Here is a 25949-nt window from a genome sequence, read left to right on the forward strand (position 1 = left end):
ACGCTACGCAGCCTCGTTGAGAAAGCCAAGCGTGAAAACGTGGCGAGACATGTGATTTAAAAAGGAGATCCAGAAGGCGGCCGGCACGTGGGGCGAGGACCTCCACGCCGCTCGTTATGAAGAGTGATGAGCCAAGTCCAGGTCGATTGGCCCATTCACACGCCCTGGCTTAGCGGACCGAAGCGGGACGGTGGGCGGCGCGGTACTCCTGGGGAGTCAGTCCCGTCGTCCGGCGGAACTGGCGGGCGAAGGCGCTTTGGTCGGCGTAGCCGCAGGCCAGGGCAATCCCTGCGGCCGGGTGCAGGGTGTCGCGGAGTTGTTCGGCGGCGGCGTCCATCCGGAGCTTGAGCAGGAGTTGGCCGGTGGTCAGCCGGAAGAGCCTGCGGACACGGATGTCAAACTGATAGGACGATAGTCCCGCAATCGCCGCGAGTTCGCCCAGGGTCGGGCGTTGTTCGAGGTGGCTGCAGGCGTGGCGGATCGCTTCGGCCACGTCCTGATATCCCTCGGCCGCCTCGTCCGGCGGGTGGAGGTCGCGCGAGACCCCGGCCAGGCCGATCACCCTACGGCCGGCGTCGTGGAGCGGCAGCTTGTTCGTCAGGCACCAGCCGGTCTGGCCGCTCGGGTAGAGGTGCAACTCGAGTTGGTTGACGATCGCCACGCCCGACCGGATCAGAGCCTCATCCTGCTCGCGATACGTCCGCCCGAGCGGCGGCGGGAAGACCTGCTCGGCGGTACGCCCGATGAACCGCCGCTTCTCGGACGACCCGCAGCGCTGGGCCAGGGTCCGATTCACGACCACGTACTCAGCCCGCTCGTTCTTGACGAAGAAGACGACGTCGGTCAAGCAATCGAACAGCGCCTCGCCCGTGAAGGGCTCATCCAGATGGGCGAAGAACTCCGCAGCGGGCCCGCTCGTCATGGGTTCGTCTCGGTGTTCGCGTCGAGGGCGAGACGCCGGGGAGACAACGGGCAAACCTCGCCCGATCCGCCTCCATTATGCGCGGAATCGAGTCGATGCCACCAGCCCTTCCGCTCTTCTGACGGTGACGAGGAACGCGTAAGCCGAGCCTCCGTTAAGAGTAAGGCGGTCGGCCTGGGATCGCCCGAAGCTCGATCCGGAGGGCGAGCGTCTTCGCTGGAGGGTGCCCCCTCGCCACTGCCGAGATGCCCGAGCATTCCGCCTGAGATCGCCTCGTGATATGCAACGGTGGCATGGAAACCGACAGTTTTCGGACCGTGTCGTCCGGATAGACGGCATTATGCGCGGAATCCAGTCGCCGCCGCGAGTTCTGCCAAGACTGATGCCGAGCGTTCCAAGTAAGATTCGTTGATGTCGGTGGAGACGCATCCGGACCCAACAACGATGGGTGAGGGCTCGATGATGGAGTTCGCCGGGCACGACACCAGGCTCAACAGAAAATTCGGCTGGCGCCCGATGACTCCGGGCGACCTCCCGATCATCGGCCCCTGCCCGGCTCTCCGAAATCTCAACACCGCTGCCGGGTACACGATGCTCGGCTTCTCGATGACCCCCGCGAACTCTCGACTCGCGGCCGAGCTCATCACCGGGGCCGAACCGCAACTCGACCCCAGACCTTGCCCTGCCCGTCGGTTCCAGAGCCCCCGCATTCATGCCCAACACGGCGAGGTTCTCCCCAAAAGCCGAACTGTCATCAAGGAGGTGAGCCGCCAGACTCGCCGCGTGGCGAGCCTCGTCTCAAGCTATCTCGAAACCGAGCCGGTTTGTCGGACAGCCCCACACGCCTCGGATCATTCCTCTCCCATCGATGATCGCGTGATGGCCGCCTCGATGCCCACGGCGACATGACAGAACCACGGCCGGGCGTCTCCTCCTCTCCCCGCCCCGGCCGGCCATTGCGGCGGTAAGTTCCCATGTGTAAGGCGCATCGCCAACGTACGTAGACGCGGCTTCCGCGGCCCCGGTCTTCCGGCCCTCGCGTCATGGGCGGCGGGTCTCCAGGTGCATCGTAAGCCGCGTTCAGCGCGATGCGACAGTCTTAAAGAGGAGTGTTTTGGATGGACGAGTCGGTCTGCTTGAGATCGAAGTCGAGGTTTGCCGTCGCTTGCCTCGTGGCGGCATCCCTCATGACCGTCGGAACCCTCGGCTGCTCACCGGATGGGTTCGACAGCATCGACATGGACGCCTCCAAGGCCAGCGCCGCCCAGAAGGGCATGGGACCGGAGGCCCCCAAGCCGGCCTCTGCCAAGAAGCCCAAGGGGCAGCCCCTCGCCGTGCCCGCTCCCCCGCCCATGCCCCAGTAACCGAGGCCTCCCCGGCCCCTTTGCGCTGATCTTTCGAGTCGTGACCGACCGTCACCAATTCCCTCATTCATGATCCATGATAAGGTGAGAATACCTCATGAAGTTCCCCTCTCGCGGCCGCACCCGCGGTTTCACGCTCATCGAGCTGCTGGTCGTCATCGCCATCATCGCCGTCCTGATCGCCTTGCTGCTGCCGGCCGTGCAGGCGGCGCGTGAGGCCGCCCGCAGGGCCCAGTGCACCAACAACCTCAAGCAACTCGGCCTCGCCGCCGCGACCTACGAATCGTCGGCGGGCGCCTTCCCGCCCTCCTTCCTCCCGGGGCAACTCTGGCCCGGCGTCTACTACTCCGGGCCTAGCGTGTTCCTCCACCTGCTCCCGCAGATGGAGCAGACCGCGATGTACAACGCCTGGAACACGTCCCTCTCCGTGCATATGGGGGCCAACTACACGCTCGCCGGCCTCTACGTCTCGACGCTGGCCTGCCCGAGCGATCCCGCCGGCCTCGAGCTGACCCAGCTGACGGCCAACTACTACACGGGCACCAATGCCAAGCAGGCGCACACCAGCTACGCCGCCTGCGAGGGGCTCTGGGCGGTGAAGATCTATGACAGCTTGACCGAGCCCTGCATCCAGACTGCGAAGTCCTCGGCCTACGGCGTGATTTATCCTTACAGTGCCGTGAGGATCGCGGAGATCACCGACGGCACCAGCAATACCATAATCTTCGGCGAGCGTGCCCGAGGCGCCATGAGTTCCCCCTCGCGCGACAGCTATTTCCTCTGGCAGTCGGGCTACTGGTATCAGTCGCAGTTCAACACCATCGTCCCCCCGAATGCCTGGCGTCAGCTCCGCCAACAGGTCCAGGGCGGTTGGTGGTGGGTGATGACCTACGGTGCCTCCAGCTTCCACCCCGGCGGGGTCAACACCGCCTTCAGCGACGGATCGGTCCGATTCCTCAAGGATTCCATCGCCTCTTGGCCGATCGACTCCTCGCCGACGGGCTATGCCACCCCCCTCGGCATGAACGCGTGGGGGGGCACGTGCGGGGAGAACCAGATGGGCACGGCCAAGCCCTCCGTCTATCAGGCCCTCTCGACCCGGAATCTCGGCGAGGTGCTCAGCTCCGACCAATATTGATCGACGCCCCGCGGTCCTCTCCGGCGCGTCGCCCCTGCCCTCGGGCGACGCGCCGTCTGCAGACCCGACGACCTCCACATCTTGCGAACCAGGAGTGACGCCGTGCACCCCGATTCGATCCGAGCCCGATCCCATCGACGGCTTGCGGCGATGGCACTGCTCGTCCTCGCCAGTTCGTTTTCTTCAAGCCGATCGATCGCTGCCGCCGAGGTGAGGCCCGTCCCGGCCGATCTGCGCGATCGTCTGAAGCTCGATCCGTACTATCAGAAGTACCTCGACGTGGAAGGCCTGCCGGTCCTGGGCTCGGCGAAGGTGAGCGACGATGCGATGGCGGAGGCCGTCTGGATCATCCGAAGCATGGTGGGCGGGCGTCGGGATATCCTCAAGGCCATGGCCGATCAGAAGGTCCGGGCCGTCGTCATGGCGAGTGATGAGTACACAACCGACGTGCCCGAGCACTCCGACCTCCGCCCCAAGCTCTTCTGGGACCGCCGGGCACGGGGCCTGGGGGCGACGCCCCACGCCCCGGCCGTGAGCGGCGGCGAGGAGAACCTCCTGAGCTTCCGCCGCGACCCCTACCCCAACGAGAACATCTTCCTCCACGAGTTCGCCCACGCGATCCACGAGACGGGCCTGAATAAGGTCGATCCAACCTTCGACGGTCGTCTCGAGGCGGCCTACACTTCGGCCGTGGCCCACGGTCTGTGGAAGAACACCTATGCGGCCACGAATCGGCAGGAATACTGGGCCGAGGGGGTCCAGAGCTGGTTCGACGACAACGCCCCGCCGGATGCCCTCCACAACGACGTCCGCACCCGGGCCAGGCTGAAGGAGTATGACCCCGCCCTGGCCGCCCTATGTCTCGAGGTCTTCGGCGACGGCCCCTGGCGGTACCTCAAGCCCCGCGACCGTGCACCCGAGGGCCGCGCCCATCTGACGAAGTATGACCCGGAGCATGTCCCGCAGTTTCGCTGGCGGTCGACCGAGCCCGGCGAACATCCGTTGGCCACCGTCCAGACCTCGGCCGGCGACTTCGACGTCGAGCTGGACCCCAAGGCGAACCTGGCCGCGGTGAAGAACTTCCTCCTGATCGCCCTCGACGGCGGCTACCACTCCGGGCGGTTCGATCGGGCGGCGGGCGGCGGTGCCTGGGCGACGGTCAACCCGCGGTGGAAGGAGAAATGGGCCAAGGAGCTGAAGCTGGACGAGGTTCCGGTAGCGAACCCGGAGCTGACCGACGGCACCGTGGCCCTCGTCCGGGACGAGGCCGGCTGGGTCGGGTTTGCGGTTTTCCTCGGGGAGCGGATCGACATTGGTTCGACTGCGGTCGTGCCGATCGGTCGCGTGAAGAAGGGGCGTGAAGTAGTTCGCGCGATCCTGACATCCCTGACGAAGGACCGCGAGTCGGCAAAACCGGTGGAGATTCGTCGGGTGATCCGAGAGAGGTGACGGCCGACTCGCCAGAAAGCAGTCCGGTCTATCTTCGCCGATGGCGAGTGGCCACAATGGGCCAGGGTCATCCGAGGCCAAGGCCAGGGCACGTCTCCATGCCCCATGCCTGCCGCACGCTCCAGAGAGAACGAATATGTCTTCCGCAACAGGTTCCGCCGCAGCGTCGACCCGCACCGAGAACCCCAATGACGTCTCGCCCGTCCTGATCGGCGGCGAGTGGCGGGAGGCCCGGTCGGTCGAAACGTTCCAGGCGACGGATCCGAAAACCAGGCAGACCTTGCCCGGACTCTACCCGGTCAGCGGGATGACGGACGTGGAGGACGCCCTCGCGGCGGCCGAGGCGGCCTCGAGGGTGCTCCAGGCCCTGCCCGACGCCGCCGAGCGGATCGCGACATTCCTCGAAGGATATGCCGCGGCCATCGAGGAGAACGCCGAAGCCCTGGTCGCCGCCGCGGCGAGCGAGACCGGCCTGCCCTCAACGCCTCGGCTGGCCAATGTCGAGCTCCCGCGTACCACCGGCCAGCTACGACAGGCGGCCGCCGCGGCGCGAGACGGATCGTGGCGGCGGGCGACGATCGACACAAAGGCCGGGCTCCGGTCGTGCCTGGCGCCCCTCGGGCCGGTGTTCGTCATCGGGCCCAACAATTTCCCCTTCGCCTTCAACGGCGTGGCCGGCGGCGATTTCGCGGCGGCGATCGCGGCGGGCAATCCGGTCATCGCCAAGGCGCACCCGCTGCACCCGACGACGAGCCGCTTGCTGGGAGAGGCCGCGCATACCGCCGCTCAAGCGGCGGGGCTCCCGGCCGGGGTGGTCCAGATGCTGTACCACGTCGAGCCGGCCGACGGGCTGCGGCTGGTCAGCGATCCTCGGCTGAAGGCCGTCGCATTCACCGGCAGCCGAGGCGCGGGCCTCCGGCTCAAGTCCGCGGCAGACGCCGCCGGGAAGCTCTTCTTCGGGGAGATGTCGAGCATCAATCCCGTCGTGATCCTGCCCGGGGCCCTGGCCGAGAGCGGTGATGGGATCGCCGACCAGCTTGCCACCAGCGTCATGATGGGCTGCGGGCAATTCTGCACGAAGCCTGGGTTAGTCCTGCTCCAGGTCGGCGCGGCCGGCGAGAAATTCGTCGAGGTCGTCGCCGCCAAGCTGGCCGCGACTCCCGCCGGCACGCTATTCTCCGCCGCGGGCGAGGCCTCCTTGAAATCGGCACTCGAGACCCTCCAGGGCGCCGGCGCGGAGGTCGTCACCGGAGGCACCTCTGAAAAGGGCGGAGGGTTCGGACTGCCGAATACCCTGCTCCGAACTACGGCGAAGCGCGTCCTCGGCGATCCGCAGACGTTCCAGACCGAGGCCTTTGGGAATGCGGCTCTCATCGTCCTGGCCGACGACGAGCCGGAATTGCTCTCAGTGCTCGAGACGCTCGAGGGCAACCTGACGGGCACGGTCTACTCTGCAACAGACGGCTCCGACGACTCGGCATATCAGCAAGTCGTCTCCGTCCTTCGCCCGAAGGTGGGCCGTCTGCTGAATGACAAGATGCCGACCGGCGTGGCCGTCTCCCCGGCGATGAACCACGGCGGCCCCTTCCCGGCCACGAGCCAGCCGCACTTCACGGCGGTCGGCCTCCCCGCCAGCATCCTGCGGTTCACCCAGCTGGAGTCGTACGACAATGTGCGAGAGCACCGGCTGCCGCCTTGCCTGCGGGACAAGAACCCGACCGGTCGGATGTGGCGCCAGGTCGACGGCGACTGGACCCGAGGTGACATCCAATGAACTCTCTAGGATGACACGGATGACGCGCCAAATTTCCGGGGAGATTGCGTCGCCTCCGAGTTGGCCGACCGATGTCGACCGACGTTATCGCCATGCCCAGTGATCCGGCGGTATCACCGACGACGCAGCCGCGTCGAGAGGAGCTCCCACTCGACGCGGGTCTCACACCACGTTGGACAGTCCGACGAATAGTCCTCGGATCGCCCTCCGGCAAAGCCCGCCCGGGCCACTCGGAACCTACGAGCCGGGCCTCGTCTCACCGCCGGGCATCCCGAAGGCTTAGGTCCCAGATCCAGCCCCGATGGTCCTCGACCGGGTCACGACGCAACGGCGTCGGAGGCCTCATCCAGCGACTGGTCGAGGAAACGCAGGAAGTAGTGGAAGATGTCAGCCACCGTCCTTGATCGAGTGGACCTGACCTCGACGAGGGCCCTCTGCCCGTAGTTGATCAGCTTCCTCTTCGCGACTCCGACGCTCTGCGCCTTCGCCTTGCCAGAAGCCCGGATCTCCTCGCGAACAGCCTTGATGGCCGCCTCGGCCTCCACACGTGCCGGGAGGAGCTCGGCGGAGTCGGGTGCGTCATGGGGCCAGTCCAGGCTCCCGCTGATAAGGAAGTAGGCATCGAGCGGGAGCGCGGTGGGCTGTGAGGGGGCCTGCTTCGGCGGCGGGGCCGAGCGTCGGCTGAGACTCTGCCGCGACTGGACGTGGTAGGTAGCTTCTCCGGAATAATCGCGGAGGTGGTTGAAATAGGCATTGGGGTTGCGATCCGTCGCTGCCGTCGAGCTGGCTGCGGCCTGCTGCGGGAGGGGGTTGGCGAAGGCGGATATCCGTGCCTGGTCGCGTTGGTAAAGGTAATCGGTCGGGCTCGGCACGTTCTGGGGCGTGTAGTAGAGGAATGGGACGCCTGGATAGGCAACTCCGACCCCCACCTGCGCTCGGGCCGATCCCGCCCAGGAGATGATCAGGATCGTCGCCGCCACGACAAGACGCACTTCATGCCTTGAAATCCATGTTGCTCGCATGGGGTTCCCTGTCTCGCTACGGGAGAGTATTTGCCGAGCTCGGGCCTTAACGCCCAGTGCTGCCTCTCGGTTGATTCGAGGATCCGATGGCCTGCGACACGGTTCGCAACAGGTCTGCGCCACCGAGGTCGAGTGTGATGACCTTCCCGTCGCGGCCGATGAGGACGTTCGCAGGGATCTCCGCGACGCCGTAGGCGTCCGCGATGTCGGCACCTCTCTCGCCGCTGAGGACGTTCGGCCAGGGGACACCGAAATCGACGACGAACTGCCGCACGAGCCGAGCCCGGTCAGGCCCCGTATCGAGGTTGACACCCAGGATGGCGAAACCGTCTTTCTCGTGCAGTTCCAGGGCACGATTCATCATCGGGATCCGCTCGACGCAGGGATTGCACCAGGTCGCCCAGAAGACGACGAGGACGACCTTGCCCTTGAGGTCCGCGATCTTGACCTCGGCCCCGTCGACGTCGACGCCACGGATGACTGGCGCAGGCCGACCGACGAGGTCGAGTCGCCGCCGGTACCCGGAGAAGTGATCCCGGATCGCGGGGGACTCGGCCTTCCGGGCGACGAGGTCGCAGACCTCGCGGGCGAGGTCGAATTTCTGACCGCGGACGAGGCGACGGAAGTAGGCCTCGCCGAGCATCAGCAAGGTGCGGGGGGGAATCGGGGCGCCGGCGGGACGGGCGTCCGCGTAGGCCTTGAGGTCGCGCAGCGATCCCTCGTAATCGCCCCGTTCAGCCTCCGCGATGATCTTCACGAGCTGCGCGAGTAAGGCGACCTCCTGGCCCGATGCGCCGGTTCGGATCACCAAATCGGCGGCGGGTTCGGCCTCGACATATCGTTCGGATGCGATGGCGAATCGGAAGATCTCGAGATAGGTCACCTCGGCCTCGCCCGCCTTCTGAGTCGCCGCCAGGCGAGTGAGGCGCTCGATCCGCTCTCGGTCGATGCGGGCACGCTGCTGCTGGTACTCCGCATCGATCGTCGTGAGCGAGTCGGCCCCTGCGTGTTCGTTGGCCCGTCCGGCCGGCTGGGCGAACGTCATTGCGGGTAAGATCAGGAGGACGGCGGTGAGTCCGGCGCGAATGGACGGGGGCGACAGGCCGTCCGAGAGTCTCGGGAGCGTCGCACGATCCACCCACATTGGAAGCTTACGGATCAAGGTTTGACCTCTATTTATGCAAATATGACAAATACTTCGGGATCAATTTTGCCAAAACTGTCGGAGGCGGCGACCGTGCCTGCAGAACGAGATTTGTCCCCGCCCATGATGTCGTACTGATAACGCCCGGCCATCGGGTGCGGACTTGCGTCACTCCTCCAAGAGGCGACGCTTCGCGTCGGCCAGCCGCCCCCGCTGCTCGTCGGTCACCTCCGGATATTTCAGGTCCAGGGACCGGATCGTCGTCGTGACGACGTCGGCGACGACAGCCCGGGCGACCCATTTGTGGTCGGCCGGGACCACGTACCACGGGGCCCATTTCGTGCTGGTGGCCGAGAGACAATCCTCGTACGCTCGCATGTACTCGTCCCAATGAGCACGTTCGGCCAGGTCGGCCGTGGAGAACTTCCAGTGCTTCTCGGGCCGCTCGAGCCGTTCGAGGAAACGCCGCTTCTGCTCGTCCTTCGAAACGTTGAGGAAGAACTTGAGGATCACCGTCCCGTTCCTCACCAGGTGACGTTCGAATGCGTTGATATCCTCGTACCGATGTTGCCAGAACTTCTTGCCGACATCCGACACCGATAGGCGCTGCGCGGCCAGGAGATCGGGATGGACCTTGGCCACGAGGACGTCCTCGTAATAGGACCGATTGAAGATCCCGATGCGTCCCCGCTCGGGCAGGCACCGCATGTACCGCCAGAGGAAGTTGTGGTCCAGGTCCTCGGCACTCGGCTTCTTGAAGCCGAAGATCTGACAGCCCTGGGGATTGACCCCGGACATGACGTGCTTGATCGTCCCATCCTTGCCGGCCGCGTCCATCGCCTGGAGGACGATGAGCACCGCAAACCGGTCGTCGGCATACAGGAGTTCCTGGGCCTGGCTCAGGTCGGCACGGCTGGTGTCGAGGATCTCGCGAGCCCGCTCCTTCAGGGCGTCCTTGCCAAGCTCCTTCATCTCGTCCATCTGGTCCCAGCCCGGATTGTAATCCTTGAGCCGGACCTTCTCGCCGACCGGGACGCGAAAAATCTTGATGATATCTTTGCGAATCAAGCGGACCTCCCGGGATGAAATCGATCCTTCTCGAGAAGGTGGCGTCACGACCGCGGAGTAATCCGAGCGCTCTCGAGTCGACGCATCACGGCTGCGTCAGGGGCGGGAGCGATCGTAGCGTCAGGCCGAGCGCGACCCAACTGGCGCCACGGAATAGGAGATTGATCCCCAGGAATAACCCGATCACCCATAGCGCCGATGTCGGCAACTCCTGCCAGATCATCACGCCCAGGATCAGGTCGATGACCCCTCCGACGAGCGACCAACCCCATGTGCCGAATCGGTAGCTGAGCGCTCCGACGATCTTGAAGATCCCGCCGACCATCAGGAAGCACGCCACGAGGAGCGTCAGGGCGAGCAAGGCGCCCATCGGCGCCCTCAGGAACAGGATGCCGACCACGATCGAGAGGACGCCGGAGAGCAAATGGATGAAGAACCCGCTCCAACCGCGACACCAGAACGCACCGACCATTTCAGCGATGCCGCCCAGCAGGATGAGGACGCCGATCACCACGGCCGAAGCGATCGACGCAATCACCACCGAGCCCAACGCGACGAGGCCCAGCACGGAGATTGCAATCCCCAGCAAAACGAACCAGATCCAATTTCCGCGAAGGGTGTCCAGGCCGTGCCGCAACTCCGCGGCGAGGGGACGTTCAAATGACGTTGACATTGCCGAGATCTCCTGAGGAAAAGCCTGATTCGTGATCTTCGACGCGAACTTGCAAACAGGGTTTCATCAACACTCCATCACTTCGTGAAAACAAGCCCAGGGTCATCGACTGCTGTCCCGATCGTCCGGAACTGGAATCGATCCCCGGTTTGCCAGGTGACGCGGCCGACCAGGGCTCCCCCTTCGCCGGCTTGGGCGAGTGTGAGCACGTCGTCGCCGAGGGTCCACTTGCCGACGAGTTGGTGTGTCTTGCCCTTGGTGTCGACCTTCCAGGTGAAGTTGCCGTCGTCGGCGATATTCACGCGGATGGTCGTGTCGTTGTTCGGGCGTGCAGTCCATTCGCCGGGCAGGCGGCCCGGCTTGGCCTGGGCCACGGTCTCCGTCGGGGCCGGCTTCGCCTGTTCCGTGGCGGGCTTGGAGAACTGCTTGAGGAGTTGAGCGGAGAGCGTGTCCTGTGGGTCCAGGGCGACGACCTGCTTGAACTGGGCGACCGCATTGTCGATGTGGCCCTGGGTCAGGTAGTGATAGGCGAGGACGAACCGGCCGGACGTCGAGGATCGGTTGGCCTTGGTGAAGGCCTCGAGATTTCGCAACTGTCCGGTGTAGACGTCGACACCCGGGTAGAGCCCGACCATGGTCGTCCAGTCCCAGCCGGGGCCGACCGCAAGGACCGCGTAGAGCGGGCCCGCGGCGAGGTCGTACTTGCCGATCGCGAAGAGGATCAGGGCCCGGAACTCGTGGAGTGTGGCGTCGTTCGGCAGTACCTTGAGCACCTCGTCGGTCAGCCTGAGCGACCCGGCATAGTCGCCGGAGCGGAAGGCTTCGCGGGCGGAGGCGAACTTCTCCATGGCCGGGTCGACGACCTCCGCGGCGGGCGGGGACGACTGGGTATCAATGGGCTGGCTGTAGTCGTACACGAGCGCCGGAACGCTCACGGTTTGAGCCTCGCCGGCGACCGTCTGGTCGACCATGATCGGCTGGGCCATCATCGCTGCCGCGTAGTAAGGGTTCGCGTAACCGCCGCCATAGCCCCAGCCGTAGAACGACGAGCCGAGCTCCCAGGCCGACATGCCGACGGCCGTCCCCGCGGCGAATGATCCCCAGCCCCAGTTGTTGGCATTGTGGTAGCCATGCCAGTACCCGTTGGCCCAACCCTTGTGGTATCCCCAGTACGCACCTCGCCAGTTGTTGTAAGCGGGAGGGCGAACTCCGTAGCCAGGGTCGACGCCGTTCCCAGCCAGGTTGTTCTGACGGATCCCCCCGACGTTGACATCGCCCCGATTGATCGTGTTGCCGCTACCGACAATTGCACGGCCTCCGACCGGGTTATTGGCAACACCTCCGACGCCGCCAACTCCTCCGACGCCGCCGACGCCTCCGACGCCGCCGACGCCTCCGACGCTACCAGGCCGGCTATCGATGCCCGGGCGATTGGCAACGCCTCCGACGCCGCCCGGGCGGCTGTCGATGCCCGGGCGGCTGTCGATGCCCGGGCGGCTGTCGATGCCCGGGCGATTGCCGACACCACCGACCCCTCCTGGGCGATTGCCGACGCCTCCCGCGCCACCAATGCCTCCCGCGCCACCGACGCCTGGTCCGGCACTTCCCGGACGACCGCCGCCGACCTGTGGGCTAGTGGGGCGAGAGTTCGCGGGACGATACGCGTTACCCGACGGGCGCTGGGCCGGCCTCGGTGCGCTGACGGATGGGCTGCGGCTGAATCCACCACCACCCATCCCGCCGCCGCCGCCACGCGGCATCCCACCGCCGAATCCGCCGCCACCCCCACCCCCGCGGAAGCCACCTCCGCCGCCGCCTCGCCCCCCGCGGGCGAAGGCCGTCGGGGTCGACATCGCGCATGCCAGGGAAATCACCAGAAGACCTCTGCCGAGTCGGGCTGCCATCGCAATCCTCCCATTGTATCGCTTTGATGCTTCGCAACTCTCGGTTCGGGCTCCCCCTCCGCAGTCACTCATTTCCAGGTTGCGGCGCCCGTCGGACCAACTCGAACTGGTCGAAGTTTCGCGTGGTCTTTCCTCCGACGGTTCGTTCGAGGATCTCCCAGCGGATCCGGTCCTTATCGAGGGGAGTTATGGCGTTGGTGAACGAGACCGACTGCCCGTCCGACCGGACGCCCGTGCCCTTCACGAACCAACTGCCGCCATCGGACGAGAGGAGTCCTTCCGCGAACCCGCCGCGGTCGTCGAAGACCCACATCCGGAACTGCCCCCGCTGGGCATCCCAGCCGATGCGCTGGGTGCCGGTCAGGGCGATGGAGCCCTCGATCTTCACGTCGAACTGCCTGACCAGGAAATTGCCATTGTCGGACCACTTGCAAGTGGTGTAGACGACCTCGTCGTCGCTCTCGTTGACCCACTCGCCGAGCATCCATTCGAGTGCCTGGAGATGCTCGCGTGCGGGGACTTCGACCTCCGGCTCGTCGCGGATCCGAGCGTGAAGCCAGCGACCGTCCTCCCGCGCGTAGATGACGGTGTACCGGTTCGAACTCGGCGTGCCGTCAGGACCGCTCGTCAGCGTCGCCTTACCCTCCTCGACAGCGAGATCCTTCCCGAAGAAGCGGAGCGATTCGGTGTCCAAGGCGAGCGTGCCTCGGTCCTCGCCGGCGAACTTGCTCGTGAAACGCTTGACGATGGAATCGCGGCCCTGCGTGACCTCGCCATCATCGTCCTCGATCAACGCCTCGGCGGTGAATAGGTCGCCGAGCGCCTTGGCGTCGCCGGCGTTGTAGGATTTGACGAAGGACGCAAGCAGATCGGTGATGGCCCGGATGTCGGCTTCCCTCTCCTGAGGTTCGCCTCCGACCGGTGCCGACGCCGGCGCAGGCTGATCCTTGGCCGCGACCAGGCCCAGGGTCGCGGAGAGTGCCAGGATCGCCAGAACTATTGCATACTTTTTCATGGTGATGGCTCCAACGGATCGGTCGGCGAGAGTGCCGCGGAACGGCGGGAACTTCGTCTCGCCGAGCTTGGGGCGGAGGAAGACCCGGGCGATGCCGGGGTGGACGTCAGGGAGTTAAACGCCGAGAAGAGGAACGAGAAGGCGAACGTGGCGATGATGTTGGTCACGCCATTCGACGTGCTGTCGGAGCTGAAGTAGATCGGGCCCTTGACGCCGTTGATCTGCTGCTCGACGGGGGTCGTCACGGTATCGGCGACGCTCTGGGCGTCCGCTCCGGTGTAAGTCGTCGTGACCTGGACCTGGGGCGGCACGATCTCGGGATAGAGCGAGATCAGCAGGACGAAGGCGCAGATGCCGCCGACCAGCAGCATCAGCAAGGCCAGCACCGTGGCGAAGATCTGGCGGCCGATGAAGAAGTTGACCATGGCTGTTCTCGCAACGGTGAGACGCGTCTGGGATCGTCGTGGGATTCCGGTGCCTTGGGGATCGCAAGGATCACGGCTTCTGGGCCGGCTCGCGGGGCTTGTCTCCGTCGCGCAGGGTCTCCTTCGCGGTCGCGGGAGACTCGGCCTTGCGGGGCGTCTCCGGCGAGGTCGCCGCGATCTTGACCGTCTGGCCTCCTCGGACGAACTGCATGCCCTCCACAATCACCTGAAGGTCGGGTTCGAGTCCCGATTCGAGGACGCAAAGGCCCTGGTAGATGAACGTCGCCCCGACCTGGACGACCGCGACCTTGCCCGCCCCATCGACGGTGAAGACCGTCGGACCGGCCTGCGTCTCGATCACGGTCTGCTCTGGGACGACGATCGCATCCTTGGTCTCGCCCACCTTGACGTCGGCCTTCACGCACTCGGCGGGAGGGATCGTCGCGCCCGGGTTGGGGACCTCCGCCTGGGCGGCAAGGATATCGGTGTCGAAGTCGGCCCCCGCCTGCTCGAGGCTCGCCTTGTCCGCGTCGACTTGCGCCGCGTCCTTCTGGTGAATGGCCTGCTTTCGCTGGACGTCCTCGATGCTGGTGGCGACTCGCTTGAACAGGTTTTGCACTCGCCATTCCTCGACCTCGGCCAGCTTCAGCGCCGCCCGGCTGAGCTCCAGTTGCTCCGTCGCGACTTCTCTCGCCTTGGAGTCCTTCGCCTTCTTCAAGGAGGCCTCGGCCAGTTCGAGGGCAACCTGGGCCTCCACCTGCTTGGCCTTGAAGGGATCCACGTCGATGACGAAGAGGAGCTGGCCGGCCTTGAAGTCTCCCCCCTCCGCGAAGTGGAGGTCGTCGAGGACCCCGCGGACCCGGGCCCGGATGGAGACCTCCTCGAGGGCCCTGGTCGTCCCGATCGGTTCTGCCATGATGGGGACGGTCATCCGACGGGCCGCGACGACCGAGACGACCGGGGGCGGCGGCACGCGACCTGCTTCGGCCCGGGGCGAGCAACCTGCGGGGGCGGCTGATATGCATGCCGCGGCCGTTATTATCCAGAGCATGGTCCTTGATCCAAACTCACCTATGCTCAGCATGGTCGATCTCCCCATGGTGGCCTCGCGCAGGATGCCAGGCCCTCGCCTCCCAATGCAAAGGACCGGGAAACGACTATTCGTCAAATTCATTTCATTGACAATCTTATGAATTTTCAAGCGATTATATCGTTAATTTATATCGTTTTATCTTCTTCCGCCATCATGGCGGTGAGGGGCGAGTGTGGGGCAGGTTCTCGCAGATGATCTTCAGCATCGCCGTGAGGGGGCCGCCAACAGCATCCCGGTCAGGCCCAGCAACGGCACGGTCTCGATCTGGGGAGGCGATTCGGAGAGGGTCATCGGCACGCTCGAGTTGAGTGGGTCGGCGAATGCTGTCTCGGAAGCTCCGGCCTAGGAGATAGGGACGGGGACCGCCTTCCAGATCGACGCGGCGTATTCGGCGATCGTCCGGTCGCTGGAGAACTTCCCCGACGAGCCGACGTTGATGATCGCCTTGCGGCCCCAGGCCCCGCGGTCCGCGTACAGCTCACACACGCGAGCCTGCGCGGCCGCGTACGACGTCAGGTCGGCCAGGTGCAGGTAGTAATCGCCTTGCGCGAGTAGGGCATCGCGGATCGGGTCGAAGAGCCTCGGTTCCTGGCGGTTGAAATGCCCCGAGAAGATCAGGTCCAGGGCTGCGCGAGTCTCTGACTCATGCTCGTAGTGCCAGCGGGGGTCATACCATCCCCGAGACTCGGCGACCTGCTCGGCCGTGAGGCCGAACAGGAAGACGTTCTCCTCGCCCGCCTCCTCGGCGATCTCGATGGTCGCCCCGTCACGGGTGCCGACGGTCAGGGCCCCGTTCATCATGAACTTCATGCTGCTCGTGCCGCTGGCTTCGTAGCCGGCCGTCGAGATCTGCTCGGAGACGTCGCTGGCGGGGATCAGCCTCTCGGCGAGCGTGACCGAGTAGTTGGGCAGGAACTCGACCCGGAGCCGGCCGCGCATGTCCGGGTCGCGGTTGACGGCCGAGCCGACGTCGTTGATCAGCTTGATGATGAGCTTGGCGAGCCGGTATGCCGGGGCCGCCTTGCCGGCGAACAGGTAGGTCCGAGGCGACACGTCCAGCGAAGGATTGTCGCGGAGCCGGTTGTAGGCGATCACGACGTGGATGATATTCAGCAACTGACGTTTGTACTCGTGGATCCTCTTGATCTGAGTGTCGAAGATCGAGTCCGGGTCGAGCGTCACGCCGTCCCTGGCCTTGATCCAGTCGACGAACCTGGCCTTGGCCGAGCGCTTGGCGGCCAGGAACTTCTCGCGGAACGCCGAGTCGTCGGCCAGCGGCACGATCCGCCTTAGCATGGCGAGGTCTGTGACCCAGCTTTCGCCCACAGCCTCGGTGAGCAGCGCCGCCAGGTCGGGATTGGCGAGCAAGAGCCAGCGACGCGGGGTGACGCCGTTGGTCTTGTTGCTGAACCTCTCGGGGAACATCGTTGCGAAATCGGCGACCGTCCTGGTCCGCAGGAGCTGCGAGTGAATGGCCGCCACGCCATTGGTGCTGTGCGTCCCGACGATCGCCAGGTTCGCCATGCGGATCTGGCGGGAGGGAGTCTCCTCGACCAGGCTCATCCTGGCGACCTTGGCATCATCGCCAGGGTGGTCCGCCCTCACGGTATCCAGGAAGCGCCGGTTGATCTCGTAGATGATCTCGAGCTGGCGAGGGATGAGAGCCTCGAACATCTCGACCGGCCACTTCTCCAGCGCCTCCGGCAGCAGGGTGTGATTGGTGTACGCAAGGGTGCGCACGGTGAGGTCCCAGGCCTCGTCCCAGCCGAGCTTCGCACCGTCGAGCAAGATCCGCATCAACTCGGCCACGGCCATCGCGGGGTGGGTATCGTTGAGCTGCACAGCGACCTTGTCCGCCAGCGTCGACCAGTCGTTCCCGCGGCGGCGGAAGCGGGCGACAATGTCGGCGAGGGAGCAGGCGACGAGGAAGTATTCCTGGACGAACCGGAGCGAACGCCCGCGGGGCGTCGAGTCATCCGGATAGAGGACGCGGCTGACTGTCTCGGCGAGGATGCGGTCGGACACCGCCCCGAAGAAATCGCCGCCGCTGAACTCGCCGAAGTCGAAGACGTCGGGCGTCGACGCCTGCCAGAGCCTGAGCGTGTTGATCGTCCGCCCGCCGAAGCCGACCACCGGCCGGTCGTGGGGGATCCCGAGCAGATGAGAGGGCTGCCCTCGATGCACCGTGATCACGCCGCGATGCGCCTCGAACCGCGAGCCGAGCGGCACGTTGACCGTCTCGCCGGGGCGCTGAACCTCCCAGGGATCCGGACGGGCCAGCCAGTGGTCGGCCTGCTCGACCTGGCTGCCGTCGCGGATCTCCTGGCGGAAGATCCCATAGTCGTAGCGCAGGCCATAGCCGACGGCCGGGATCGCCATCGTGGCCATCGACTCGATGAAGCAGGCCGCGAGCCGGCCGAGCCCGCCGTTGCCGAGGCCGGCGTCGGGTTCCTGCTCGAGGATCTCGGCGAGTTCCAGCCCCTTCTCGCGCGCGGCGGCGTCGACCAGGGGCGAGAGCGCCAGGTTGATGACGTTGTTCGCCAGCGATCGGCCGATCAGGAATTCCATCGAGAGGTAATAGACCTGCTTCGGATTCTTCGCGTCGTACTCCCGCTGGGTGCAGACCCAGTGCTGGGAGAGGATGTCGCGTATCGCGGAGGCGACGGCCTCGAACCGCTCGCGAGGGCCGGCGTCCGCCGGGTCGAGGACGTGGTCGAACACCAGCCTGCGCTCGTACAGGGCGTCGTCGTTCCCGGTGAATTTCACGGGGCCGCAACCGTATCTGGCGAGGAGGCCTGCGGGGCCGTCGCCGTCGCGGGCTTCGGCCAGGGGGTTCTTCGTGCGGGGGCTGGTACGGCTCATGGGTTGGCTTCCTCGTTCGCTTTCCAGCGGGAGTAGTGTTCGCGGAGGGCCTCGAGGATCGCGGGCCCGCCCTTGCGGCAGATCGGGATGTTGAAGTCCTCAGATCATAACGCGGTGGGGCTGGCCTCTGGCAGGCCGCAGCCTCGCGAGGCTATTGACGACCTCCCGCCGGCTGAGGATGGCTTGCGAGAGCACGCGCTGCGTCGCCTCCTCGTCGTTTAGCCGGATCTGCCCAGCGGTCAGGTTGAAGAGATCGTGCTGGCTCACCGTTTCATAACCTCAATGCATAATTCTTGTGGGGGGGCGCTCCGCCTCGCGGAGACCAGAGAAATGGCATCACGGAATTCTCATATTATCATTCAAATGCATTAATACATCGCGACGAAATGGGCTCCGACCCGATACGAGCGGCCGAGGGCCGTTGTCGCCTCCTCCCACGGGACGATGCCCTGCGGCGAGTTGAAGGTCGCGTCGATCCAACGTCGCCACGCGGCCTCCCCGCCCAGGCTAGGTGACCAGGTCGTTGAGGGTGAAACCGGCGTGGCAGGCCACTAAATTGACGCTCTGCTCGGCCTCGCAGCCTTTGTGGTCGTAGATTTCGGGGCTGCCGACGAGCCGGTAGGCGACCCGGCGCACCGAGCCGGACTCGCCGCGGAACCGGCCGTTCCACTCCTTCCAGGCGTCGCCGATGAAGCTCCCGACCTGATAGAGCCCGGCCGCGTCCCAGGCCTCGGCGATGAGCTTCGTGCCCGCGAGGGCCGGCTCCGACTCGATGTCCCAGAGGACCGGCGGGTTCGGCAGCGGATGCCCGGAGGGGTCGAGGGCCAGGATCGACGCGAGGTCGAACCGGAAGCCGTCCACATGCATTTCTTCGACCCAGTAACGCAGGCTGTCGACGATCATGCGGCGTACGATCGGCTGGTTCCCGTTCAGCGTGTTGCCGCAGCCGGTGTAGTCGGCATACCGAGATCCCCCTTCTTCGTGGAAAAGGTGCCTGGACGGCAATGTGGCTCATTGGGGCAGACCATGCTTCATTACGAGTTCGCGACGGCTTGCTTCGCTGATGAAGTCGTAAGTCGAACCGTCAAAATCGAGCGTGGCAGCCGTGAAGGGCCCCGGGAAGCTGACACCCGCGACCGTGTCCGAGACCATCACCCGCCGCTCGTGCTCCTTCGTGTCGTGCATCTGCATGTAGGTCTTCGCGAACTCGATGATGCGGTCGTCGAGCCACTCCTGCACGACCGCCTCGTCGTAACCCTCCAGGGGGATCTCCAGCCGCGCGTGCGGATTGAATTGGAAGAAGACCGGGACGATCTCCAGGTTGTAGTCGAGCTGGATCTGCCGTACGTCCACGTCGTGGGTCAGTCGGAAGGTGAGCTTGACGACGCCCGCGAGATCGGACCGCATGTTGAGGGTGACCGCCCGGGAGTAGAACCGCTCGTTCTGGACTTACGCCGGGACGATCTCGACTTCGAGCTGCTCCCTCAATTGCTCCAGCTTCTCTCGCGCAATCCCGACGATCTGCTCGGCAATGAGGAATTTCTCGAACCGCCCCCGGATCTCTTGCTGTTCCGATTCCGCACCCGCCTGGAACGCCTCGACCTTCCCCCGAGCCTCCTTGATCACTCTCTCCGGGCGTGCGGAAAGATCGCTCTTTGTTGCCGTGTTCATCTCGATCGTCCCCGATATTGAGGCCGCAGCGGCGCGACCGAGAAGTCACCCGCGGATCCGATGCCGCCGGGGCTTCGAGACGACATCGGTGGCTAATGGCCCCAACGACCCCTCGAGAACGTACCCCTTAGCCAAGGGCATTGCACCTGTCAAAAGTGACAGTATCAACCGGACTTGGTTGTATGGCCTTTCCCTAAAAAACGACAATTCATCAAATAACGCAAAAACATAGACGCGATCACTTATTCCGGATAGATAGAGGCCGAGACGAACTGGCGGCCTGCCGCGACCTCTCTCAACGCCGGGATGAGGTCTGCCGCCAGGCGGGATTTCACCACGTATCCCGAGGCCCCGGCCTCGAAGCCGGCGCGGACGAAGTCCGGGTCGCCATGGACAGTCAAGAAGACGACCTTCGCCAGGGAGCCGGCCGCTCTGAGCAGCCTTGCCGTCTCCATGCCGCTATAGATGGGCATCGTGATATCGAGGACGAGGATGTCGGGGCGGAGCCTCGTCGTCTCCTCGAACGCCGCTTTGCCGTCGCGCGCGGTCGTGGTGATGTCGAACTCCGGTTCGAGGAGCTTCGCTTCAACCTCGAGGAACTCCTCGTGGTCGTCGGCGAGGAGGACGCGGGTCCGGCTCAAGAGTCCCTCCCGGTTCAGGATGGGACAGCGGCCCCCGCAACCCCACGTCGGGCGAATTTACCCGATGGGCGTCGCGTCAAAAGGGGCGTCGAGAGGTCGAGGATAGTCTCGAACGGGGGGCGTGGACACTGGCAGATCTGACAGTTCTCGGTCAGGAAAGGCAGACGTTTGGGTGATTTCTAGAGGTTGACGATGTGATGCCTGATCGCGAACTGCACGAGCTCGGCATTCGTCCTGATCTCCAGATTTTGCATCACGCTATATTTGTGGAAGGCGACGGTCCGGGGAGTGATCGCCAGGGTCCGGGCGATCTGCTTCATGGAACGGCCCTCCGCCAGGAGTTGGAGGACCTCGCGTTGCCTCGAGGTCAGTTGCCCGGCTGCTTGCGTCGCAGCCGGCTGGCGGATGAGTGAGGCGACCAGGGCCGGGGTGGCCAGTGGCGTGACGTAAGGGCGTCCCTCGAAGACGTCCTGGATGGCCTTGATCAGCTCCGAGGCGGCCGAGTTCTTGAGGAGGTAGCCGGATGCCCCCAGCCGGAGGGCCTCGGCGGCGAGTTCGAGATCTTCACTGACGGTCAGGAAGATCAGCCTTACCTCGGGCATCATGGCCTTGAGTTGTCGACCGGCGTCGAGGCCGTCGAGCAACGGCATGGAGATGTCGAGGATGACGATGTCGGGCCGGAGCGCCGGGGCCTCCGCGAGAAGGGCGCGGCCGTCGGCCACGGCCCCCACGACGTCGCAGCCGGGGGCGAGCAGTTGCGCGAAGGCCTCCCGGAGCAACCGGTGATCGTCGGCAAGCAGGACACGCGGGCGCTTCATCGCTGACTCACAAGAGCCGGGGTATTGTCACCATCATACCGACAAGACCTGTGACGAAGGAGATGGCGCCGACCGGCCATCCGACTCCGGGCCGGAAGGAGCGAGCGGGACGTGGACGTCGATCTGGGTGCCGGCCCCAGGCCGGGAGTTGATCCGGATCTCACCCCCGACAAGTCGCAGCCTCTCGCGCATGCTGACCAGCCCGAGCCCCTCCTTGCCATCGAGCGTGTCCGACTCGAACCCGGCCCCGTGATCGACGATCCGCAGGGAAACCCCTCCCTCATCGCCGAAGAGTTCAACCCGAGCCTGCCGGGTTCCGCTGTGCTTGATGACATTGTGGAGGGCCTCCTGAGCGATCCGATAGAGGGAGAGCGCGGTGTCGGCCGGGACCGACGACGGCATCGAGCGATCGAGGAACTCGATCGCGACGCCGTGGACCTGAGTCTGTTCCTTGCACAGGCTTCGGATCGCGGCCACGAGCCCCAGTTGCTCGAGCTTCGATGGGTGCAGGTGGGTCGCAAGGCCGTGAACGGCGGAAGATAATTGCTTGACCCTGTCCGATAGCCCTCTCAACTGCTCGTCGACCTGGGCGCGATCCTCCGATGGCTCCTGGCTGAGGAGGTCGAGTTGGACGGCCAGGAGGGCCAGGCCCTGATTCAAGTCATCGTGCAGCTCGCGAGCGATTCGCCGACGCTCCGACTCCTGTGCCTGGAGCAACCGACCGGTCAGCGCCCTCAGCTCGCGCTGGCTTTCTCGCAGGCCCGCCTCCGCACGCCTCCGCTTCGCCCTCGCCAGCAGCAGGCCGACGATGAGCAGGGCCTCGAGTATGCAGAGCGCGACGACCCCGCTGATCCGCCACCCGTAGAGGTCCCAGTAGCTCGGCTCCTTGAAGAAAATGATGCTGCCATGCGGCAAAACATCCTCGTCGATCCCCCATCGCCGAATCTGGCGCCAATCAAACATGAATGAATATTCATGTTTTCCGAGAATGATGATACTCTCGGGCTTCTCTCCGGCGAGGACGCGCAGGGAAACGCGGGCGGCATTGACGCCCTCGGAATGGAAGCTGACCGGGCAGCCGCCGACGATCCCGCGTCCGAGGTAGGTGTGGTCGTGTCCATAGACGGGGGCGTTCGCCGCCGAGGCGACGAGCCCCGCGGCCTCCGCCGGGACGAAGGACTTCCCACGACCGTCCTCGAAGATGTGCAGATAATAGATGAGACTCTTCGCCGGGAGGTGGGCAACTTCGTCCAGAAGCTCATCCATGGGCAATCCGGCCAGGTAGACGAACTCCAGATCGCCCTCGCGGCCATGGAACAACCGCCGCGCCTCCGCGATCCGATACGAATCCGTCGCCGACTTACCCGCCACGACGACGACGCGTCGGGTATCGGGATGGAGCCGCAGGGCCGCGGAGAGCGTCGACTCCAAATCGACGCGCATCGGTACACCCGCAATGCCGGCGCCGATCTTACGCGCCTCCAACTCGCCCCGTTCGACCGCGCCGTACACGATCGGCACGCCCGTGAACGTTGGCTCGCGAAACTTGAGCACGAAATCGAGCGAAGGCGCCAGCCCCGGGATGACGACATCGATCTTCCGGTCAGCGTACTTTCGCCGGAGGAACTCCGCCAGGCGACGCTGGTAGTCCTCGCCGGGGAAACGTGATGTGTCCAAATACTCGTTGTAGAGTTCGATCGTCTCTCGCGACGAGGATTTGAACGTCGAACGGAGGCCTTGATCGAATTGGAGGTTCCCCGGTTGCCCCTCGCTCGACGGGTAGAGCACCAGGACTCGCCTGATCGCCTCGGTTCCGGCGGCTGGAGTGAGAGGAACGAGGCTCAGTACCGCCACCACCCGGAGCCACGAGCAGATCCGATGTCGCCGCGATGCCCGCGGCTCTTCGGCACGACCGCCTGTCACTTTAGCACCTTCACGGGGTGCAACGTCGGGCGGTTCTCCGCTTACGTTGCGTCCGCCCCGCCCCCAACCCAGCCGCTTCAGGCGACGGCGGGAGATCGGATCGAGATTCGATCTCCCGCCACGTCCATCATCGTACCGCACCGGGAGATCCGCAACACGACCCATCTCGATCCTTCGCTCAAACTCGAGGTCATCCCTCGGTGAAGCAAAAGCGGTGGTGGACATGTCGTTCCTGACCGGCTCGGAGGCCGTGAACGTCACCCCAACCAAGCGATATGGGCCGCAGGTCCAGGGGCCGTCGTGCGCCACAACTTCGCCCCCTGCCCCGACGGCTCGCCGTTTGTCTACGGTCACGTCGGCGCAGTGGTTCGGCATGGAGCCCGCCCCAAATACCCGCACGGCATATTGACATTTCGATCCCGAGTCGTCAAACATACGGGAAATAGAGCTCCCGGCTCGCGATTGGGCCGGGAGATCTCGGCTAAGGTGGCCCCGCGGTGCGAACCTCGCACTTCGGGGCCATTTTTGTTTCCTGGACCGAACTTGGAGGTGCTTATCCATGCAGTTCCCGAACTCGGTCGCCCTGCCCGACCCGCGTGCCAAGTGGAGCCGCATAGATCGCATGCGGCGAGCGCCTGCTTGCCTCCAGGAGCGAGCGGAATCCCGCCCGGCCGAGCGTATCGCGGAGGAGTTGGTTTCCACCGTTGCACACGAATTGAAGTCGCCGCTGTCCAGCCTCTTGATGACCGTCCACCTGCTGAGAGAGCAGATGGACGGGCCGATCACAGCGAGGCAGGCGGAGCTGCTGGACATCACCCGCCAGGAGAGCGAGCGGATGCTCGCGATCGTCGAGAATCTGCTCGACCTGTCGCGGCTCAAGGGAGGCTTGAGCCGTCCGGACCTCCAGATCATCTCGGCGAGCCGACTACTCGAGGACGCCGTTCAGCGGTCAAGGTCCAGGGCAGAGGGTGAAGGGATAGACCTCAAAGCCGAACCGGAGTCCTCACTTCCCGACGTCCTGGCCGACCCTTTGCGCATCGGGTTAGCGCTCGACAACCTGATCGCCAATGCCTTGAGACATACGGAGATTGGGGACAAGGTCCGGGTGTCGGCCCACCTCGCCGCCCAAGGCGTACGCCTCACCGTCGAGGACACCGGCGAGGGGATCGCTTCCGAGTACCTGCCGAATCTCTTCCGGCGGTTTTATCGCGTGCCGGGAGCAGGCCGCCGGGGCTCGGCCGGTCTTGGGCTGGCGATCGTCCGCGAGATCGTGGCCGCACACGGCGGCAGCGTCGAAGTCGAGAGCGAGCCCAGTCGCGGCTCGTCGTTCTCCTTCTGCCTGCCGACAGCCACGAGCGAGCGTTCGTGACGTCTCCAGGCATAAGGACTAACTATCTCGTGCCTTTCGCCCCTGATTGATCCGACTGTCCTGGAAGGGCGCGACCGTTGGATAGCCACAATGACCGCAGCAGGTCCCGAAAGGGAAGGCGACCACCTAGCGGTTGCGGCTTCTGCTCCATGACCCGCGGATCCAGCGAACGGACGCGGGTCTTTGTTGTGCACCTGGAAGGTTAAGGCTCGTGGAGGCGCAAGCCCTCTTCTCGCCTCACTCGCCGCGAGTGCGGCGGAGTTTGACTAGCTGATCGCGTTTGAAGTTCTTGTCTCGTTGGTCGAGGAAGATCTGGAAGAGGTCGTCCTTCTCGCCGCCGTAGGTGAGGTCCTGGCCCTTCTTGACGACACCTATGTAACCGATGCACATCTCTTCTTTCACGCCATGGCCCCAGCGCACGACTCGAGGCGGGCGGTGCGGGTTGCGAGGGTGGTCCGAATTGTCGAAATTGGCCGCGATATGGACCACCGTTCCTTTGGGGAGCGTGACGGGCTTCTCGAAGTAATAGGTCGCTTGCCAGGCCGGGTCCCAGTCGGGGATGTGGATCAGGGGTTGCTTGCGGCCCCCGGGCAGGATGGCGAACATCCGGAAGTCACGGCCGAGCTGGTGCATGTGGGGCGTGACGGCGAGCGCCTCGGTATCAACGGGGACGTACCAGCTCGCCTTGATCGGGACGCACGATTTGCCGGCGGGGAGGACGATGTCGGGGCACGACGCATTGTTCCAGTGGAGCGTCTGCTTCACGGGCTTGCGCGAGAAATAGAACCCGAGTTGGGTCCGGTCGACCTCTCGCCTCCCGGTTGGGTGATAGTGGATCTGCAGGATCACGTCGGCGCCCTGGGGGAGCAAGCGTCCGACGCCCTCCGGGAGGTGCGTGGGGTCGGTGCCGGCGAGCCAGCCGCCGAGGTCGCCGTAGACCTCCGCCCCAGGGCCGGAGAACTCGGTATATCCCGGCCCCGGGTCCGCCTTATCTCGCAATCGCCCCCCGCCCTCGGTGTCGATGAAGGCCATCATGTGATGCGTGACGCGCCGATTGCCCGGGCGGAACTCGACGGCCGAGAGGTATACATCCTTGGGCAGGTTCGTCGGGATCACGAAGCAGCGGTAGAGGTCGGGGCCGGACGCGGGGAGTTCGAATTTCTCGGGCATCTCGAGCACGAGGTCGGGCGTTCCGAGCGCCCATTCGTCCGAGAATTTGGCCGGCGGCGGCATGTCCTTCTCGTCGCCGCGAGGTGCGCCCGCGTCGGCCCACGCCTTGAGGATGCCGATCTCGGCGGCGGTAAGCACCCGTTCGTCCTTGAGCGTTGGCCCGTAGCCGTGGGCGGGCTTCCACGGGGGCATCTGCTTTTCCGCCACGACCGTGGCGATATCCGCCGCCCGCTTGCGTGCATTCTCGTACGTCACGAGGGGGAACGGGCCGATCTGCCCGGCGCGGTGGCAGACCTGGCAGTTCTTCTGGAGGATGGCCGCAACGTCCCCCGTGAACGTCGGCTTCTCGACCTTATCGGCGTGGCCCCCGGCGGCGTGGCCCGATGGGATCAGGAACGCGCTCCATGCTGCGAATCCGAGGCAGACGACCCGGAGACGCACTCCGACCACATCTTTGATTCTCATGCGAGGGGGGTTCCTGAGGCGGGGCTACGATCGCCTCAA

At 65.2% G+C, this 25949-nt stretch carries 24 protein-coding genes and 1 pseudogene; 7 read left to right on the top strand and 18 right to left on the bottom strand.

Translation table 11 applies throughout. From position 1 onward, the window contains the following. Window positions 1-169: 169 nt before the first annotated feature. Window positions 170-922, bottom strand: coding sequence for a helix-turn-helix domain-containing protein (locus ACOYYX_RS19135; protein ID WP_422931510.1), 753 nt, complete (start codon window positions 920-922; stop codon window positions 170-172). A 444-nt stretch (window positions 923-1366) separates the two neighbouring features. Here ACOYYX_RS19135 and ACOYYX_RS19140 point away from each other — a divergent pair, with 444 nt between their 5' ends. The 5 genes from ACOYYX_RS19140 to ACOYYX_RS19160 all read left to right on the top strand — a co-directional run bounded on the left by ACOYYX_RS19140 (window position 1367) and on the right by ACOYYX_RS19160 (window position 6647). Continuing rightward, window positions 1367-1831, top strand: a complete 465-nt coding sequence (locus ACOYYX_RS19140) for a hypothetical protein (protein ID WP_422931511.1) — start codon at window positions 1367-1369, stop codon at window positions 1829-1831. 209 nt (window positions 1832-2040) lie between these two features. Next, window positions 2041-2286, top strand: coding sequence for a hypothetical protein (locus ACOYYX_RS19145; RefSeq protein ID WP_422931512.1), 246 nt, complete (start codon window positions 2041-2043; stop codon window positions 2284-2286). 97 nt (window positions 2287-2383) lie between these two features. Next, the gene (locus tag ACOYYX_RS19150; RefSeq protein ID WP_422931513.1) at window positions 2384-3424 is read left to right on the top strand and encodes a DUF1559 domain-containing protein; all 1041 of its coding nucleotides are present in this window, start codon (window positions 2384-2386) and stop codon (window positions 3422-3424) included. Window positions 3425-3526: 102 nt separating this feature from the next. Then, the gene (locus ACOYYX_RS19155) at window positions 3527-4873 is read left to right on the top strand and encodes a peptidylprolyl isomerase (protein WP_422931514.1); all 1347 of its coding nucleotides are present in this window, start codon (window positions 3527-3529) and stop codon (window positions 4871-4873) included. Window positions 4874-5009: 136 nt separating this feature from the next. Next, a complete protein-coding gene (locus ACOYYX_RS19160; protein WP_422931515.1) occupies window positions 5010-6647 on the top strand; it encodes an aldehyde dehydrogenase family protein in 1638 nt (545 codons plus the stop codon). Between the two features lie 317 nt (window positions 6648-6964). Here ACOYYX_RS19160 and ACOYYX_RS19165 read toward each other — a convergent pair whose 3' ends face one another. From ACOYYX_RS19165 to ACOYYX_RS19240, 16 genes and pseudogenes are all read right to left on the bottom strand, one after another. Further along, a complete protein-coding gene (locus ACOYYX_RS19165; protein WP_422931516.1) occupies window positions 6965-7669 on the bottom strand; it encodes a hypothetical protein in 705 nt (234 codons plus the stop codon). Window positions 7670-7715: 46 nt separating this feature from the next. Then, window positions 7716-8831, bottom strand: coding sequence for a redoxin family protein (locus tag ACOYYX_RS19170; protein WP_422931517.1), 1116 nt, complete (start codon window positions 8829-8831; stop codon window positions 7716-7718). A gap of 150 nt (window positions 8832-8981) precedes the next feature. Then, window positions 8982-9881, bottom strand: coding sequence for a polyphosphate kinase 2 family protein (locus ACOYYX_RS19175; protein WP_422931518.1), 900 nt, complete (start codon window positions 9879-9881; stop codon window positions 8982-8984). Between the two features lie 85 nt (window positions 9882-9966). Beyond that, on the bottom strand, window positions 9967-10554 hold the full coding sequence (locus tag ACOYYX_RS19180; protein ID WP_422931519.1) for an HdeD family acid-resistance protein: 588 nt from the start codon (window positions 10552-10554) through the stop codon (window positions 9967-9969). Window positions 10555-10631: 77 nt separating this feature from the next. Further along, the gene (locus ACOYYX_RS19185; RefSeq protein WP_422931520.1) at window positions 10632-12458 is read right to left on the bottom strand and encodes a tetratricopeptide repeat protein; all 1827 of its coding nucleotides are present in this window, start codon (window positions 12456-12458) and stop codon (window positions 10632-10634) included. Between the two features lie 64 nt (window positions 12459-12522). Next, window positions 12523-13473: a YybH family protein gene (locus ACOYYX_RS19190; protein ID WP_422931521.1), complete on the bottom strand. Its 951-nt coding sequence runs from the start codon at window positions 13471-13473 to the stop codon at window positions 12523-12525. Continuing rightward, complete coding sequence (locus ACOYYX_RS19195; protein WP_422931522.1) at window positions 13470-13898, bottom strand: efflux RND transporter permease subunit; 429 nt, start codon at window positions 13896-13898, stop codon at window positions 13470-13472. The genes ACOYYX_RS19190 and ACOYYX_RS19195 overlap by 4 nt, the downstream gene beginning before the upstream one ends. 70 nt (window positions 13899-13968) lie before the next feature. Then, on the bottom strand, window positions 13969-14871 hold the full coding sequence (locus ACOYYX_RS19200) for an efflux RND transporter periplasmic adaptor subunit (RefSeq protein ID WP_422931523.1): 903 nt from the start codon (window positions 14869-14871) through the stop codon (window positions 13969-13971). A 462-nt stretch (window positions 14872-15333) separates the two neighbouring features. Beyond that, window positions 15334-17853, bottom strand: coding sequence for a glycogen/starch/alpha-glucan phosphorylase (locus ACOYYX_RS19205; protein WP_422931524.1), 2520 nt, complete (start codon window positions 17851-17853; stop codon window positions 15334-15336). A gap of 99 nt (window positions 17854-17952) precedes the next feature. Then, on the bottom strand, window positions 17953-18120 hold the full coding sequence (locus tag ACOYYX_RS19210; protein WP_422931525.1) for a hypothetical protein: 168 nt from the start codon (window positions 18118-18120) through the stop codon (window positions 17953-17955). A gap of 243 nt (window positions 18121-18363) precedes the next feature. Then, window positions 18364-18834 (bottom strand): annotated as a pseudogene (locus tag ACOYYX_RS19215) (glycogen debranching enzyme); the annotation flags it as partial. Between the two features lie 30 nt (window positions 18835-18864). Continuing rightward, the gene (locus ACOYYX_RS19220; RefSeq protein ID WP_422931526.1) at window positions 18865-19260 is read right to left on the bottom strand and encodes a hypothetical protein; all 396 of its coding nucleotides are present in this window, start codon (window positions 19258-19260) and stop codon (window positions 18865-18867) included. Window positions 19261-19302: 42 nt separating this feature from the next. Further along, window positions 19303-19524, bottom strand: a complete 222-nt coding sequence (locus ACOYYX_RS19225; RefSeq protein WP_422931527.1) for a hypothetical protein — start codon at window positions 19522-19524, stop codon at window positions 19303-19305. Window positions 19525-19766: 242 nt separating this feature from the next. Beyond that, on the bottom strand, window positions 19767-20165 hold the full coding sequence (locus ACOYYX_RS19230; RefSeq protein ID WP_422931528.1) for a response regulator: 399 nt from the start codon (window positions 20163-20165) through the stop codon (window positions 19767-19769). A 179-nt stretch (window positions 20166-20344) separates the two neighbouring features. Continuing rightward, entirely contained in the window at window positions 20345-20983 is a 639-nt protein-coding gene (locus ACOYYX_RS19235; RefSeq protein WP_422931529.1) for a response regulator, read from the bottom strand. Between the two features lie 33 nt (window positions 20984-21016). Next, a complete protein-coding gene (locus ACOYYX_RS19240; protein WP_422931530.1) occupies window positions 21017-22837 on the bottom strand; it encodes an ATP-binding protein in 1821 nt (606 codons plus the stop codon). 24 nt (window positions 22838-22861) lie between these two features. Between ACOYYX_RS19240 and ACOYYX_RS19245 the strand changes: the two genes are divergently transcribed. Together ACOYYX_RS19245 and ACOYYX_RS19250 are read left to right on the top strand one after the other, a co-directional pair. Then, on the top strand, window positions 22862-23110 hold the full coding sequence (locus ACOYYX_RS19245; RefSeq protein ID WP_422931531.1) for a hypothetical protein: 249 nt from the start codon (window positions 22862-22864) through the stop codon (window positions 23108-23110). Window positions 23111-23465: 355 nt separating this feature from the next. Beyond that, window positions 23466-24275, top strand: a complete 810-nt coding sequence (locus ACOYYX_RS19250) for a sensor histidine kinase (RefSeq protein ID WP_422931532.1) — start codon at window positions 23466-23468, stop codon at window positions 24273-24275. A gap of 237 nt (window positions 24276-24512) precedes the next feature. Here the strand turns inward: ACOYYX_RS19250 and ACOYYX_RS19255 are convergent, their stop codons facing one another. Then, entirely contained in the window at window positions 24513-25910 is a 1398-nt protein-coding gene (locus tag ACOYYX_RS19255) for a hypothetical protein (protein WP_422931533.1), read from the bottom strand. Window positions 25911-25949 lie beyond the last annotated feature (39 nt).

The organism is Singulisphaera chitinilytica (assembly GCF_049331405.1).
Taxonomy (GTDB): domain Bacteria; phylum Planctomycetota; class Planctomycetia; order Isosphaerales; family Isosphaeraceae; genus PoT.

Bases quoted from the DNA above. Each gene is read 5' to 3' on its own strand.
- ACOYYX_RS19135 (WP_422931510.1), bottom strand. From the start codon at position 922: ATGACGAGCGGGCCCGCTGCGGAGTTCTTCGCCCATCTGGATGAGCCC.
- ACOYYX_RS19140 (WP_422931511.1), top strand. From the start codon at position 1,367: ATGGGTGAGGGCTCGATGATGGAGTTCGCCGGGCACGACACCAGGCTC.
- ACOYYX_RS19145 (WP_422931512.1), top strand. From the start codon at position 2,041: ATGGACGAGTCGGTCTGCTTGAGATCGAAGTCGAGGTTTGCCGTCGCT.
- ACOYYX_RS19150 (WP_422931513.1), top strand. From the start codon at position 2,384: ATGAAGTTCCCCTCTCGCGGCCGCACCCGCGGTTTCACGCTCATCGAG.
- ACOYYX_RS19160 (WP_422931515.1), top strand. From the start codon at position 5,010: ATGTCTTCCGCAACAGGTTCCGCCGCAGCGTCGACCCGCACCGAGAAC.
- ACOYYX_RS19165 (WP_422931516.1), bottom strand. From the start codon at position 7,669: ATGCGAGCAACATGGATTTCAAGGCATGAAGTGCGTCTTGTCGTGGCG.
- ACOYYX_RS19180 (WP_422931519.1), bottom strand. From the start codon at position 10,554: ATGTCAACGTCATTTGAACGTCCCCTCGCCGCGGAGTTGCGGCACGGC.
- ACOYYX_RS19185 (WP_422931520.1), bottom strand. From the start codon at position 12,458: ATGGCAGCCCGACTCGGCAGAGGTCTTCTGGTGATTTCCCTGGCATGC.
- ACOYYX_RS19190 (WP_422931521.1), bottom strand. From the start codon at position 13,473: ATGAAAAAGTATGCAATAGTTCTGGCGATCCTGGCACTCTCCGCGACC.
- ACOYYX_RS19195 (WP_422931522.1), bottom strand. From the start codon at position 13,898: ATGGTCAACTTCTTCATCGGCCGCCAGATCTTCGCCACGGTGCTGGCC.
- ACOYYX_RS19205 (WP_422931524.1), bottom strand. From the start codon at position 17,853: ATGAGCCGTACCAGCCCCCGCACGAAGAACCCCCTGGCCGAAGCCCGC.
- ACOYYX_RS19220 (WP_422931526.1), bottom strand. From the start codon at position 19,260: ATGCGGTCCGATCTCGCGGGCGTCGTCAAGCTCACCTTCCGACTGACC.
- ACOYYX_RS19225 (WP_422931527.1), bottom strand. From the start codon at position 19,524: ATGAACACGGCAACAAAGAGCGATCTTTCCGCACGCCCGGAGAGAGTG.
- ACOYYX_RS19235 (WP_422931529.1), bottom strand. From the start codon at position 20,983: ATGAAGCGCCCGCGTGTCCTGCTTGCCGACGATCACCGGTTGCTCCGG.
- ACOYYX_RS19245 (WP_422931531.1), top strand. From the start codon at position 22,862: ATGTCGCCGCGATGCCCGCGGCTCTTCGGCACGACCGCCTGTCACTTT.
- ACOYYX_RS19250 (WP_422931532.1), top strand. From the start codon at position 23,466: ATGCAGTTCCCGAACTCGGTCGCCCTGCCCGACCCGCGTGCCAAGTGG.
- ACOYYX_RS19255 (WP_422931533.1), bottom strand. From the start codon at position 25,910: ATGAGAATCAAAGATGTGGTCGGAGTGCGTCTCCGGGTCGTCTGCCTC.